The organism is Escherichia sp. HH26CH, from assembly GCF_009820205.1.
Taxonomy (GTDB): Bacteria; Pseudomonadota; Gammaproteobacteria; order Enterobacterales; family Enterobacteriaceae; genus Escherichia; species Escherichia coli_F.
Genome location: NZ_VNXM01000025.1, coordinates 142,895 through 156,319, shown reverse-complemented (window position 1 = coordinate 156,319; position 13,425 = coordinate 142,895). Strand labels below are relative to the sequence as shown.

Here is a 13,425-nt window from a genome sequence, read left to right as displayed (position 1 = left end):
ACCTTTGCTTATTTCTGCAATTCCATACGTTTAATGTCGCCAACTACGAAGAGGTAGCAGACCATCGCCATCAGCGCTGAACATCCCACAAAAACCAGTGCTGCATTGAAGGAGTGCAGTTCACTTACCAGGTAGCCAATCACCAGTGGAGTGACAATGGAGGCAACATTTCCAAAGACGTTAAAGACGCCGCCGCAGAGGCCAACAATCTCTTTCGGCGCGGTGTCAGAAATCACCGGCCAGCCCAGAGCACCAAATCCTTTGCCAAAAAAAGCCAGCGCCATCAGCGTGACCACCAGCGTGGTGTTGTTGGTGTAGTTACATAAGATGATGGTGGAAGCCAGCAACATTCCCAGCACAATCGGTAGCTTACGTGCCAGGGTCAGGGATAAACCGCGTTTGATCAGATAATCCGAGAAGACACCTCCCAGCACGCCGCCCGCAAAACCACACAGTGCCGGAATCGAGGCGACCAGACCCACTTTCAGAATCGACATGCCTTTTTCCTGCACCAGATAAATCGGGAACCAGGTGAGGAAGAACCAGGTGATGGTGTTGATAAAATATTGTCCGAAAAATACGCCCAACATCATGCGGTTAGAGAGCAATTGCTTGATGTAATGCAGTTTGGGACCGCTTGCTGCCGCGCTGCCCGGCTTTTTGTGGTCCATATCGACCACCGCGCCATTTTCAGATATAAACTTCAGCTCTTCCGCAGACATACGTGGGTGATCTGTCGGGTTATGAATCAACTTGATCCACAGCGCCGTCAGCACAAAACCAATCACCCCCATAACGGTAAAGACGTGCTCCCATCCCCAGGCGAAAGTCAGCCAGCCAAGCAGAGGCGAAAAGAGCGCCAGCGAGAAATATTGCGCCGAGTTAAAGATGGCGGAGGCAGTACCACGTTCTTTCGTCGGGAACCAGGCGGCGACAATACGGGCGTTCGCCGGGAATGATGGCGCTTCCGAGAAGCCGAGCATAAAGCGCATAAAGAACATGGAGATCCCTGCCCAGGCCAGCGGGAACATATCAACAAAGCCTTGCAGGAAGGTGAATAGCGACCAGAAAAAGAGGCTGTAGGTGTAAACTTTTTTCGAGCCAAACTTATCAAGCAGCCAGCCGCCGGGGATTTGCATCAGCAAGTAGGCCCAGCCAAAAGCAGAAAAGATGTAACCCATCGAAACCGCACTTAACTGCAACTCTTTTGCCACTTCGGTACCAGCAATAGACAGCGTTGCACGATCGGCGTAGTTAACGGCGGTAACAATAAAAATAATCAGTAATATTAAATAGCGGGTATGCACGCCTTTCTTTTTTACGTCAACGGTGTCCAGAATCATTTTATTTACCTCGGGTACTTATGCTGATTTTTATTATTATGGGGAAGGTGTTATTTATGAGTTTTATTTATGCCGTTACGACAATGAACTCAGGAATTAGTATAAGCAGCGAGAGAATAATAATCATTGTGCAAATGCTAATTTAATTATTACTATTTAAATATTATTTTGAGCATATGCACATAAGGTTGCGCGCTAAAGCACAGATTTGCGCTTTACCCTGCCGGGCGGCACTGCAATCCCTGAAATGATTGACATTGATCACATTTCTGCGTTTAAACTCCTGACATTCTTATTTCACCCAATGAAGTCATTTATTTTTAAATGAGACCAGGTCCTCATTTTAATAACCCCTGGCTGGAGAATATTGCACAATGGCCAACATCGAAATCAGACAAGAAACGCCAACTGCGTTTTATATAAAAGTTCACGACACAGATAATGTGGCAATTATTGTTAATGATAATGGCCTGAAAGCAGGAACGCGTTTTCCGGATGGGCTGGAATTAATTGAACATATTCCCCAGGGGCATAAAGTCGCATTGCTGGACATTCCGGCTAATGGTGAAATTATTCGTTATGGTGAAGTGATTGGTTACGCCGTGCGCGCAATCCCACGCGGAAGCTGGATCGACGAATCAATGGTTGTACTACCGGAAGCGCCGCCGTTACACACGCTGCCACTGGCAACCAAAGTCCCGGAACCCTTACCGCCGCTGGAAGGATACACCTTTGAGGGCTATCGTAATGCCGATGGCAGCGTGGGCACCAAAAACCTGCTCGGCATCACCACCAGCGTCCACTGTGTGGCAGGCGTGGTGGACTATGTAGTAAAAATCATTGAACGCGATCTGCTACCGAAATACCCGAACGTCGATGGCGTGGTGGGGCTGAATCATTTGTACGGTTGTGGCGTGGCGATTAACGCACCGGCGGCAGTTGTGCCTATTCGTACCATTCACAATATTTCGCTGAACCCTAACTTTGGCGGCGAAGTAATGGTGATTGGTCTGGGTTGTGAAAAGTTGCAACCTGAACGCCTGCTGACTGGAACGGATGATGTGCAAGCTATTCCAGTAGAAAGCGCCAGCATTGTCAGTTTGCAGGATGAAAAGCATGTCGGTTTTCAGTCCATGGTCGAGGATATTTTGCAGGTCGCCGAACGCCATCTACAAAAACTGAATCAACGTCAGCGAGAAACCTGTCCGGCTTCAGAACTGGTTGTCGGCATGCAGTGCGGCGGCAGCGATGCGTTTTCTGGCGTAACGGCAAACCCGGCGGTTGGGTATGCGTCTGATCTACTGGTGCGCTGCGGCGCAACGGTGATGTTTTCAGAAGTCACAGAAGTGCGTGACGCGATCCATCTGCTGACGCCGCGCGCAGTGAACGAAGAGGTCGGCAAACGGCTGCTGGAGGAGATGGAGTGGTACGATAACTATCTCAATATGGGAAAAACCGACCGCAGCGCCAACCCTTCTCCGGGCAACAAGAAAGGCGGTCTGGCAAACGTGGTGGAGAAAGCGCTCGGCTCCATTGCTAAATCGGGTAAAAGCGCAATTGTTGAAGTGCTATCGCCCGGTCAACGCCCGACTAAACGCGGATTAATTTACGCCGCGACGCCAGCCAGCGATTTTGTCTGTGGCACGCAACAGGTGGCTTCGGGTATCACCGTGCAAGTGTTTACGACCGGCCGTGGTACGCCGTACGGCCTGATGGCGGTACCCGTCATTAAAATGGCAACCCGCACCGAACTGGCAAACCGTTGGTTTGACTTAATGGATATTAATGCGGGCACCATCGCTACCGGCGAAGAAACTATTGAAGAGGTGAGCTGGAAATTGTTCCATTTTATTCTCGACGTCGCCAGCGGGAAGAAGAAAACCTTCTCAGATCAATGGGGACTGCATAACCAGCTGGCGGTGTTTAACCCGGCACCGGTGACCTGATTTCTTTTGGAACGTCCCTCGCAAAACATGGCCTTAGTGCCATGTTTTTATTGTTTAAAGTCCACACATCCATTAATAATGCATTTGCATTACCTTAGTTCAAGCTTATAATTTGAGCAGAAAACAGGCTGTAAAAGGACAGTAAATAATGCCCGCTAATGCTCGCTCTAACGCTGTACTGACCACTGAATCAAAGGTCACGATACGCGGACAAACAACTATCCCCGCGCCAGTGCGTGAGGCCTTAAAACTGAAGCCAGGCCTGGACAGCATTCATTACGAAATTCTGCCTGGTGGGCAAGTATTTATGTGCCGACTGGGAGATGAACAGGAGGATCATACTATGAATGCATTTTTGCGTTTTCTGGATGCAGATATCCAGAACAACCCGCAAAAAACTCGTCCATTCGACATTCAACAAGGAAAGAAACTTGTCGCTGGCATGGACGTCAACATTGACGATGAGATTGGCGACGACGAATAATGGATTTTCCACAAAGGGTTAATGGTTGGGCGCTATATGCTCATCCCTGTTTTCAGGAAACCTACGATGCTTTAGTTGCCGAAGTCGAGGCATTAAAGGGAAAAGATCCTGAAAATTATCAGAGAAAAGCTGCCACAAAGTTATTGGCGGTGGTCCATAAAGTGATTGAGGAGCATATCACGGTCAATCCATCATCACCGGCATTCCGTCATGGCAAGTCGTTAGGCTCTGGGAAAAATAAAGACTGGTCACGGGTAAAATTTGGTGCTGGTCGCTATCGTCTCTTCTTTCGTTACAGTGAAAAAGAGAAAGTCATCATTCTGGGATGGATGAACGATGAAAACACGCTGCGCACCTACGGTAAAAAAACAGATGCCTATACCGTATTCAGTAAAATGTTAAAAAGAGGACATCCTCCTGCCGACTGGGAAAGCCTCACCCAAGAGACAGAAGAAAACCATTGATGGTGTTCACAATGCCCGCCGAACACATTGGTGTTGACCAGCGGGCACCCTTTCTCACTCCCCGACCAGAATCACTTCAACCCCAGCCTTTCGCAGTCCTTCCAGACTATCCGCAGGAATGCCTTCATCAACAATGATCATGTCGATACGTTGAGTATCAATGATCTTATGTAAACTGGAACGATTGAACTTACTGGAATCGGTGACCACGATGATCCGTTCCGCAACTTCGCACATCCGACGGTTTAAACGGGCTTCATCTTCATTATGCGTGCTGACGCCGCGCTCCAGATCAATAGCATCTACGCCAAGAAACAGCATATCGAAGTGGTAATTTTGTAGCGATTGTTCAGCCTGATCGCCGTAAAATGATTGCGACTGACGCCGCAGATGCCCGCCGGTCATAAGAAGTTCAACGCCTTCTGCTTCCAGCAGTGCATTGGCTACGTTCATACCATTGGTCATCGCAATTACGTCGGTGTGCTTGCGCATCAGACGAGCAATCTCAAACGTGGTGGTCCCGGAATCGAGGATCACCCGATGACCTGGCTGAATCAACTCAACGGCAGCTTTCGCAACGCTGCGTTTCATCGCAGTGTTCAGCGCGCTTTTATCTTCCACTGATGGCTCGACTGACGGCGTAGTGCTATCGCAGATCAACGCGCCGCCATAGGCCCGCACAGCGATCCCCTGCTTTTCCAGAAACGCCAGATCGTTGCGAATCGTCACAGTAGATACGCCATACAATGCCGACAGATCGTTAACCTGCACACTCCCTTGCTGTCGCAGGCGCTGAATGATTTGTTCTCGTCGCTCGCTGGTGCCTGTCACTCGCTTCTCGCCTGAAGCGTCGGTATTACTCATAGTAAGTCCTTTCGTAAAACTTTCGTTTCATTTCGTTTTGTCTATTAACGCCTTTCTATTGAGCAAATGCAAGCCCACCTTGCCCATTGACGCAAGCTACTCTCGTTTCAGTGGCTTTCATTATGTTTCTTTTGTGAATCAGATCAGAAAACTATTATCTTTCGTTTTATTTTTATCTCACCATGACGCAGTATCAACTGAAACAAAACGAAAGATTAATATCGCAGCAATCTGAACTGGAGAGGAAAGTGAAACATCTGACAGAAATGGTGAGGCAGCACAAAGAGGGCAAAACAAATGGGATTTATGCCGTTTGTTCCGCACACCCGCTGGTGCTGGAAGCTGCAATCCGCTACGCCAGTGCAAACCAAACGCCGTTACTGATTGAAGCAACCTCCAATCAGGTGGACCAGTTCGGTGGTTATACCGGAATGACACCCGCCGATTTTCGCGGCTTTGTTTGTCAGCTCGCCGACTCATTGAATTTCCCACAAGACGCGTTGATTCTGGGTGGCGATCATCTGGGGCCAAACCGCTGGCAAAACCTGCCTGCAGCTCAGGCGATGGCAAATGCCGATGATTTGATTAAAAGCTACGTGGCGGCAGGATTCAAAAAAATTCACCTTGATTGCAGCATGTCCTGTCAGGACGATCCGGTTCCCTTAACCGATGACATCGTGGCTGAACGCGCCGCCCGACTGGCTAAAGTCGCGGAAGAAACCTGCCGTGAACACTTTGGCGAAGCCGATCTGGTGTATGTCATTGGTACCGAAGTGCCGGTACCTGGCGGCGCGCATGAAACCTTAAGCGAGCTGGCGGTCACTACGCCGGATGCCGCCCGCGCCACGCTGGAAGCCCATCGTCACGCCTTTGAAAAGCAAGGTCTGAATGCCATCTGGCCACGCATCATTGCTCTGGTGGTACAACCCGGCGTCGAATTCGATCACACCAACGTTATTGATTATCAGCCAGCTAAAGCGACCGCCTTAAGCCAGATGGTCGAAAACTACGAAACGCTGATTTTCGAAGCGCACTCTACCGATTACCAAACGCCGCAATCGCTGCGCCAGCTGGTGATTGACCACTTTGCCATTCTGAAAGTTGGCCCAGCGCTGACCTTCGCCCTGCGTGAAGCACTGTTTTCACTGGCAGCGATTGAAGAAGAACTGGTGCCAGCGAAAGCCTGTTCCGGTCTGCGTCAGGTACTGGAAAACGTGATGCTCGACCGCCCGGAATACTGGCAAAGCCACTACCACGGTGACGGCAACGCACGTCGCCTGGCGCGTGGTTATAGCTACTCGGATCGCGTGCGCTACTACTGGCCGGACAGCCAGATTGATGACGCTTTCGCCCATCTGGTTCGTAACCTGGCGGATGCACCGATTCCGCTACCGCTCATCAGTCAGTACCTGCCGCTGCAATACGTGAAAGTTCGCTCCGGCGAGCTGCAGCCAACGCCACGGGAACTCATTATCAACCATATTCAGGACATCCTGGCGCAGTACCACACAGCCTGTGAAGGCCAATAAGCAAAACAAAGAGGAACACGCTATGCCAAATATTGTTTTAAGCCGGATTGATGAACGCTTGATTCACGGTCAGGTCGGCGTTCAGTGGGTCGGATTTGCGGGGGCAAATCTGGTGCTGGTAGCCAATGATGAGGTTGCCGAAGATCCGGTACAACAAAACCTGATGGAAATGGTACTGGCAGAAGGGATCGCAGTACGTTTCTGGACGCTGCAAAAAGTGATCGACAACATCCACCGCGCCGCCGATCGGCAGAAAATTCTGCTGGTTTGTAAAACACCTGCCGATTTCCTGACGCTGGTTAAAGGTGGGGTCCCGGTGAGTCGCATTAACGTTGGCAACATGCACTATGCCAATGGCAAGCAGCAAATTGCCAAAACGGTTTCTGTGGATGCGAGCGATATCGCGGCATTTAACGACCTGAAAGCCGCTGGGGTGGAATGCTTCGTTCAGGGCGTTCCGACAGAACCTGCTGTGGACCTCTTTAAATTACTTTGAGGGATTCATTATGGAAATCAGTCTGTTGCAGGCATTTGCGTTGGGCATTATCGCCTTTATCGCTGGCCTGGATATGTTTAACGGCTTGACCCATATGCACCGCCCGGTGGTCCTCGGCCCGTTAGTTGGGTTGGTGCTTGGCGATCTGCATACCGGTATTTTAACCGGCGGTACGCTGGAACTGGTGTGGATGGGGCTGGCACCGCTGGCGGGCGCACAGCCGCCTAACGTGATTATCGGAACTATCGTCGGCACGGCGTTTGCCATTACTACTGGCGTGAAACCGGATGTCGCGGTCGGTGTCGCCGTACCTTTCGCTGTCGCAGTACAGATGGGGATTACCTTCCTGTTCTCGGTGATGTCTGGCGTGATGTCCCGCTGCGACCGGATGGCGGAGAACGCCGATACTCGCGGCATTGAACGCGTGAACTATCTGGCATTGCTGGCACTCGGCACGTTCTATTTTCTCTGCGCTTTCCTGCCTATCTACTTCGGCGCGGAACATGCAAAAACCATCATTGATGTCCTGCCGCAACGGTTAATCGACGGCCTTGGCGTCGCGGGTGGCATCATGCCAGCAATCGGTTTTGCCGTACTGCTGAAAATCATGATGAAAAACGTCTACATCCCCTACTTCATCCTGGGCTTTGTTGCCGCAGCCTGGCTCAAGTTACCGGTGCTGGCTATTGCTGCCGCCGCGCTGGCGATGGCGCTGATCGACTTGCTGCGTAAATCTCCTGAACCGACTCAACCTGCGGCACAGAAAGAGGAATTTGAAGATGGCATCTAATCAAACTACCCTGCCGAACGTCAGTGAAAACGAAGAAACACTGCTGACAGGCGTCAATGAAAACGTGTATGAAGATCAGAGCATTGGCGCGGAGCTAACAAAAAAAGATATCAACCGCGTCGCCTGGCGTTCCATGCTGTTACAAGCTTCTTTTAACTACGAGCGTATGCAGGCTTCCGGCTGGTTGTACGGTCTGCTGCCTGCTCTGAAAAAGATCCACACTAATAAACGCGACCTGGCGCGCGCCATGAAGGGACATATGGGTTTCTTCAATACCCATCCATTTCTGGTGACGTTTGTTATTGGCATTATCCTCGCGATGGAGCGTTCTAAGCAGGACGTTAACAGTATTCAGAGCACCAAAATTGCCGTCGGTGCGCCGCTCGGCGGGATTGGCGATGCCATGTTCTGGCTAACGTTACTGCCGATTTGTGGCGGGATTGGTGCCAGTCTGGCATTGCAAGGCTCTATTCTTGGCGCAGTCGTGTTTATTGTGCTGTTCAACGTGGTACACCTGGGGCTGCGTTTTGGTCTGGCGCATTATGCTTACCGCATGGGCGTGGCGGCGATCCCACTCATTAAAGCGAATACCAAAAAAGTCGGCCATGCAGCGTCTATCGTTGGGATGACGGTGATCGGCGCGCTGGTGGCAACCTATGTTCGTTTAAGCACCACGCTGGAAATCACGGCGGGCGACGCAGTGGTTAAGCTGCAGGCTGACGTTATCGACAAACTGATGCCTGCCTTCTTACCGCTGGTCTACACCCTGACCATGTTCTGGCTGGTACGCCGCGGCTGGAGTCCGCTGCGCCTGATTGCGGTTACCGTGGTTCTTGGCATCGTCGGTAAATTCTGTCATTTCCTTTAAATACAATGAGGTATTATATGTTAAGTATTATTTTGACAGGGCATGGCGGATTTGCCAGCGGCATGGAAAAAGCAATGAAGCAAATCCTCGGCGAGCAATCGCAGTTTATCGCCATCGATTTTCCGGAAACCTCAAGCACCGCGCTGCTTACATCGCAGCTTGAAGAGGCCATCGCCCAACTGGATTGTGAAGACGGCATTGTTTTTCTGACAGATTTGCTGGGCGGCACACCGTTTCGCGTGGCTTCAACGCTGGCGATACAAAAACCGGGCTATGAAGTGATCACCGGCACCAATTTGCAACTGTTACTGGAAATGGTGCTGGAGCGAGAAGGGTTAAGCGGTGAAGAGTTCCGTGTGCAGGCGCTGGAGTGTGGACACCGTGGGCTGACCAGTCTGGTGGATGAATTAGGCCGCTGCCATGAAGAATGTCCGGTCGAGGAAGGAATATGACACACGTTCTGCGCGCCAGAAGACTGCTGACTGAGGAGGGCTGGCTTGATGATCATCAGTTGCATATTGCTGACGGTGTAATCGCAGCAATCGAACCGATTCCAGTGGGCGTGGCTGAACGCGATGCGGAACTGCTCTGCCCCGCTTATATCGATACCCATGTACACGGTGGTGCGGGCGTTGATGTTATGGATGACGCGCCGGATGTGCTCGACAAGCTGGCAATGCACAAGGCACGGGAAGGTGTCGGCAGTTGGTTGCCGACTACCGTAACCGCGCCGCTTAATACCATTCATGCGGCGCTGGAACGTATTGCTCTACGCTGCCAGCGCGGTGGACCTGGTGCGCAAGTGCTGGGGAGTTATCTCGAAGGACCGTACTTCACGCCGCAGAATAAAGGCGCACATCCGCCGGAGCTGTTTCGCGAGCTGGAAATTGCCGAGCTGGATCAATTGATTGCTGTTTCACGGCATACCTTGCGCGTGGTGGCGCTGGCACCGGAAAAAACGGGCGCGTTACAAGCCATTCGTCATCTTAAACAGCAGAACGTGCGGGTAATGCTGGGACATAGCGCAGCAACCTGGCAACAAACCCGCGCCGCATTTGATGCTGGCGCAGACGGCCTGGTGCATTGCTATAACGGGATGACAGGATTACATCACCGCGAACCGGGAATGGTTGGCGCGGGTTTAACGGACAAGCGCGCCTGGCTGGAATTGATAGCCGATGGGCATCATGTTCATCCGGCGGCGATGTCGCTGTGTTGTTGCTGCGCGAAAGAGAGGATAGTTCTGATCACCGACGCGATGCAGGCAGCCGGGATGCCGGATGGTCACTATACGTTATGTGGTGAAGAAGTGCAGATGCGCGGTGGCGTTGTCCGTACCGCGTCCGGTGGGCTGGCGGGCAGTACGCTGTCTGTCGATGCGGCAGTGCGCAACATGGTCGAGTTGACGGGCGTAACGCCTGCGGAAGCCATCCATATGGCATCGCTGCATCCGGCGCGAATGCTGGGTGTTGATGGTGTTCTGGGATCACTTAAACCGGGCAAACGCGCCAGCGTCGTTGCGCTGAATAGCGGACTGCATGTGCAACAAATCTGGATTCAGGGTCAATTAGCTTCGTTTTGATGGTTTGCTCCTTTATTGGGCCTTCACTTCCCCGTAAGGCCTTTCTTTTTCTTTCGTTTTAATCTGTGCAGTGGTGTCGAATGCGACGCTGGCGCGTCTTATCCGCTCTACGGTACGCCGCTTCCAGCAATCGGTACACATAGCGACGTCATCACGCAATCCTTTAATCTTCCCTTGTCTTTTCTTTCAACGATCACAAATTTCGTTTTATTTCTTTTTTCTCCATTGAACTTTCGATTTCTTTTCTATAGATTTTAATCAACGAAACGAATCACCAAGTGAAATGAAACGAAAGGCAAGCGAAACCTGCAATGCCGGAAGTCAAGTTCATCAGACTAAGGATTGAGTTATGCCAGAAAATTACACCCCAGCGGCCGCCACCACCGGCACATGGACTGAAGAAGAGATCCGCCATCAGCCTCGCGCATGGATCCGTTCACTCACCAACATCGACGCGTTACGTACAGCTCTCAATAACTTCCTTGAACCGTTACTGCGCAAAGAGAATCTGCGGATCATTCTGACCGGAGCCGGAACCTCGGCATTTATCGGTGACATCATCGCGCCGTGGCTTGCCAGCCATACCGGCAAAAACGTCAGCGCCGTACCGACCACCGATCTGGTCACCAATCCAATGGAATACCTGAACCCAGCGCATCCACTGCTGTTGATCTCCTTCGGTCGATCTGGCAACAGCCCGGAAAGCGTCGCCGCCGTGGAACTGGCGAATCAGTTTGTACCGGAATGCTATCACCTGCCGATCACCTGCAACGAAGCGGGCGCTCTTTACCAAAACGCGATCAACAGCGACAACGCGTTTGCCCTGCTGATGCCCGCAGAAACGCACGATCGCGGCTTTGCGATGACAAGCAGCATTACCACTATGATGGCCAGCTGCCTCGCGGTTTTCGCACCTGAGACAATCAATAGCCAGACCTTCCGCGACGTAGCGGATCGTTGCCAGGCGATCCTGACCTCACTGGGCGATTTCAGCGAAGGTGTGTTTGGTTACGCACCGTGGAAACGGATCGTTTATCTCGGCAGCGGTGGCTTACAGGGCGCAGCACGCGAGTCGGCGCTGAAAGTACTGGAACTGACGGCGGGTAAACTGGCGGCCTTTTATGATTCCCCGACCGGATTCCGTCATGGGCCTAAATCACTGGTCGATGACGAAACGCTGGTGGTGGTGTTTGTCTCCAGCCACCCCTATACGCGTCAGTATGATCTTGATCTGCTGGCAGAACTCCGCCGTGACAACCAGGCAATGCGCGTAATCGCCATCGCCGCGGAAGGCAACGACGTTATTACCGCCGGTCCACATATCATCCTGCCGCCGTCACGTCACTTTATCGACGTTGAGCAGGCATTTTGCTTCCTGATGTACGCCCAGACGTTTGCACTGATGCAGTCGCTGCACATGGGCAATACGCCGGATACCCCATCAGCCAGCGGCACCGTTAACCGTGTGGTGCAAGGCGTAATCATTCATCCGTGGCAGGCATAAGAGGATCGCATTATGAGCATTATCTCCACCAAATATCTGTTACAGGACGCCCAGGCCAATGGCTACGCGGTGCCTGCTTTTAACATTCATAACGCCGAGACGATCCAGGCGATCCTCGAAGTGTGCAGTGAAATGCGATCGCCGGTGATCCTCGCCGGGACGCCGGGGACCTTTAAACATATCGCGCTGGAAGAGATCTACGCCCTGTGTAGTGCCTATTCCACAACCTACAACATGCCACTGGCGCTGCATCTCGACCACCACGAATCGCTGGATGATATTCGCCGTAAAGTCCACGCAGGCGTGCGCAGTGCGATGATCGACGGCAGCCACTTCCCGTTTGACGAGAACGTGAAGCTGGTGAAATCGGTTGTCGACTTCTGCCACTCACAGGATTGCAGCGTGGAAGCAGAACTGGGCCGCCTGGGCGGTGTTGAAGATGACATGAGCGTTGACGCCGAAAGTGCATTCCTGACCGATCCACAAGAAGCTAAACGCTTTGTCGAACTGACTGGCGTCGACAGCCTGGCGGTAGCGATTGGTACGGCGCACGGCTTATACAGCAAAACGCCGAAGATTGATTTCCAGCGGCTGGCGGAAATTCGTGAAGTGGTGGATGTTCCTCTGGTGCTGCATGGTGCCAGCGATGTCCCGGATGAATTTGTCCGTCGCACTATTGAACTTGGCGTCACAAAAGTGAACGTTGCCACAGAATTAAAAATAGCCTTCGCTGGCGCGGTTAAAGCCTGGTTTGCGGAAAATCCGCAGGGTAATGATCCTCGTTATTATATGCGCGTCGGTATGGATGCGATGAAAGAAGTTGTCAGAAATAAAATTAATGTCTGTGGTTCAGCAAATCGAATTTCAGCATAATCATTAGTTTTTTATGATTTATCCCAATGTACTTCCCGATTAATATCGGGGAGTGCCTTAATGGTAAAGGAGATAACTAAACCTTAATAAATACATCAGTAAAATATCGCAACAATAATATATTTAAAAAAATTATATTATTCAACTTTATGGTGAGGATTACACAATGAGCAGTCCAAATATTCTCTTAACCCGTATTGATAACCGTCTGGTTCACGGTCAGGTTGGTGTGACCTGGACATCTACCATCGGTGCAAATCTGCTGGTAGTCGTGGATGATGTTGTCGCTAACGATGATATTCAACAAAAATTAATGGGTATTACCGCGGAAACCTACGGCTTTGGCATTCGTTTCTTTACTATCGAAAAAACCATTAACGTCATCGGCAAAGCTGCACCGCATCAGAAAATCTTCTTGATTTGCCGTACGCCGCAAACGGTACGTAAATTGATAGAAGGTGGCATTGACCTGAAAGATGTCAACGTCGGCAATATGCATTTCTCGGAAGGTAAAAAGCAAATCAGCAGTAAAGTTTATATCGACGATCAAGATCTCGCGGACTTACGCTTTATTAAACAACGCGGTGTGAATATTTTTATTCAGGACGTCCCCGGCGATCAAAAAGAACAAATCCCTGACTAAATTCAAAAATCGCCTTAATACTGGTTTGAGGTAATAAAA

14 protein-coding genes are annotated in these 13,425 nt (G+C 51.1%); 12 read left to right on the top strand and 2 right to left on the bottom strand.

The features are described from left to right. Positions 1 to 8: 8 nt before the first annotated feature. Entirely contained in the window at positions 9 to 1,343 is a 1,335-nt protein-coding gene (gene garP / locus FQ015_RS09295; protein ID WP_032185178.1) for a galactarate/glucarate/glycerate transporter GarP, read from the bottom strand. 374 nt (positions 1,344 to 1,717) lie between these two features. On the opposite strand from garP, the gene garD reads away from it, so the two are divergent. The 3 genes from garD to yhaV all read left to right on the top strand — a co-directional run bounded on the left by garD (position 1,718) and on the right by yhaV (position 4,237). Then, positions 1,718 to 3,289, top strand: coding sequence for a galactarate dehydratase (gene garD, locus FQ015_RS09290; RefSeq protein WP_160523977.1), 1,572 nt, complete (start codon positions 1,718 to 1,720; stop codon positions 3,287 to 3,289). A 148-nt stretch (positions 3,290 to 3,437) separates the two neighbouring features. Then, positions 3,438 to 3,773 (top strand): type II toxin-antitoxin system antitoxin PrlF, encoded by a 336-nt coding sequence (gene prlF, locus FQ015_RS09285; RefSeq protein ID WP_001296435.1) that lies wholly within the window; start codon positions 3,438 to 3,440, stop codon positions 3,771 to 3,773. Next, positions 3,773 to 4,237 carry a type II toxin-antitoxin system ribonuclease toxin YhaV gene (gene yhaV, locus FQ015_RS09280; protein ID WP_000347251.1) on the top strand — a complete coding sequence of 155 codons (465 nt, stop codon included), beginning with the start codon at positions 3,773 to 3,775 and terminating at the stop codon, positions 4,235 to 4,237. Before prlF ends, yhaV begins: the two co-directional genes overlap by 1 nt. 54 nt (positions 4,238 to 4,291) lie before the next feature. Here the strand turns inward: yhaV and agaR are convergent, their stop codons facing one another. Then, positions 4,292 to 5,101, bottom strand: coding sequence for an aga operon transcriptional regulator AgaR (gene agaR, locus FQ015_RS09275; RefSeq protein ID WP_000072187.1), 810 nt, complete (start codon positions 5,099 to 5,101; stop codon positions 4,292 to 4,294). 248 nt (positions 5,102 to 5,349) lie between these two features. Here agaR and kbaZ point away from each other — a divergent pair, with 248 nt between their 5' ends. From kbaZ to agaB, 9 genes are all read left to right on the top strand, one after another. Then, entirely contained in the window at positions 5,350 to 6,630 is a 1,281-nt protein-coding gene (kbaZ, locus tag FQ015_RS09270; protein ID WP_104917761.1) for a tagatose-bisphosphate aldolase subunit KbaZ, read from the top strand. A gap of 22 nt (positions 6,631 to 6,652) precedes the next feature. After that, complete coding sequence (gene agaV / locus FQ015_RS09265) at positions 6,653 to 7,126, top strand: PTS N-acetylgalactosamine transporter subunit IIB (RefSeq protein WP_032303829.1); 474 nt, start codon at positions 6,653 to 6,655, stop codon at positions 7,124 to 7,126. A 10-nt stretch (positions 7,127 to 7,136) separates the two neighbouring features. Further along, complete coding sequence (agaW, locus tag FQ015_RS09260; RefSeq protein WP_000406214.1) at positions 7,137 to 7,916, top strand: PTS N-acetylgalactosamine transporter subunit IIC; 780 nt, start codon at positions 7,137 to 7,139, stop codon at positions 7,914 to 7,916. Beyond that, positions 7,906 to 8,784: a PTS N-acetylgalactosamine transporter subunit IID gene (gene agaE / locus FQ015_RS09255; RefSeq protein WP_001295548.1), complete on the top strand. Its 879-nt coding sequence runs from the start codon at positions 7,906 to 7,908 to the stop codon at positions 8,782 to 8,784. The genes agaW and agaE overlap by 11 nt, the downstream gene beginning before the upstream one ends. A 17-nt stretch (positions 8,785 to 8,801) precedes the next feature. Further along, a complete protein-coding gene (gene agaF / locus FQ015_RS09250) occupies positions 8,802 to 9,236 on the top strand; it encodes a PTS galactosamine/N-acetylgalactosamine transporter subunit IIA (protein ID WP_160523976.1) in 435 nt (144 codons plus the stop codon). Next, positions 9,233 to 10,366 (top strand): N-acetylglucosamine-6-phosphate deacetylase, encoded by a 1,134-nt coding sequence (gene nagA, locus FQ015_RS09245; RefSeq protein WP_160523975.1) that lies wholly within the window; start codon positions 9,233 to 9,235, stop codon positions 10,364 to 10,366. The genes agaF and nagA overlap by 4 nt, the downstream gene beginning before the upstream one ends. Before the next feature lie 349 nt (positions 10,367 to 10,715). Then, a complete protein-coding gene (locus tag FQ015_RS09240; RefSeq protein ID WP_001114898.1) occupies positions 10,716 to 11,870 on the top strand; it encodes an AgaS family sugar isomerase in 1,155 nt (384 codons plus the stop codon). Between the two features lie 12 nt (positions 11,871 to 11,882). Further along, positions 11,883 to 12,743 (top strand): tagatose-bisphosphate aldolase subunit KbaY, encoded by an 861-nt coding sequence (gene kbaY / locus FQ015_RS09235; RefSeq protein ID WP_000022773.1) that lies wholly within the window; start codon positions 11,883 to 11,885, stop codon positions 12,741 to 12,743. A 166-nt stretch (positions 12,744 to 12,909) separates the two neighbouring features. Beyond that, on the top strand, positions 12,910 to 13,386 hold the full coding sequence (gene agaB / locus FQ015_RS09230) for a PTS galactosamine transporter subunit IIB (protein WP_000098011.1): 477 nt from the start codon (positions 12,910 to 12,912) through the stop codon (positions 13,384 to 13,386). Positions 13,387 to 13,425: the final 39 nt, after the last annotated feature.

Coding starts and splice junctions, on each gene's coding strand:
- garP (WP_032185178.1), bottom strand. CDS start 1,343: ATGATTCTGGACACCGTTGACGTAAAAAAGAAAGGCGTGCATACCCGC.
- garD (WP_160523977.1), top strand. CDS start 1,718: ATGGCCAACATCGAAATCAGACAAGAAACGCCAACTGCGTTTTATATA.
- prlF (WP_001296435.1), top strand. CDS start 3,438: ATGCCCGCTAATGCTCGCTCTAACGCTGTACTGACCACTGAATCAAAG.
- yhaV (WP_000347251.1), top strand. CDS start 3,773: ATGGATTTTCCACAAAGGGTTAATGGTTGGGCGCTATATGCTCATCCC.
- agaR (WP_000072187.1), bottom strand. CDS start 5,101: ATGAGTAATACCGACGCTTCAGGCGAGAAGCGAGTGACAGGCACCAGC.
- agaV (WP_032303829.1), top strand. CDS start 6,653: ATGCCAAATATTGTTTTAAGCCGGATTGATGAACGCTTGATTCACGGT.
- agaW (WP_000406214.1), top strand. CDS start 7,137: ATGGAAATCAGTCTGTTGCAGGCATTTGCGTTGGGCATTATCGCCTTT.
- agaE (WP_001295548.1), top strand. CDS start 7,906: ATGGCATCTAATCAAACTACCCTGCCGAACGTCAGTGAAAACGAAGAA.
- agaF (WP_160523976.1), top strand. CDS start 8,802: ATGTTAAGTATTATTTTGACAGGGCATGGCGGATTTGCCAGCGGCATG.
- nagA (WP_160523975.1), top strand. CDS start 9,233: ATGACACACGTTCTGCGCGCCAGAAGACTGCTGACTGAGGAGGGCTGG.
- FQ015_RS09240 (WP_001114898.1), top strand. CDS start 10,716: ATGCCAGAAAATTACACCCCAGCGGCCGCCACCACCGGCACATGGACT.
- kbaY (WP_000022773.1), top strand. CDS start 11,883: ATGAGCATTATCTCCACCAAATATCTGTTACAGGACGCCCAGGCCAAT.
- agaB (WP_000098011.1), top strand. CDS start 12,910: ATGAGCAGTCCAAATATTCTCTTAACCCGTATTGATAACCGTCTGGTT.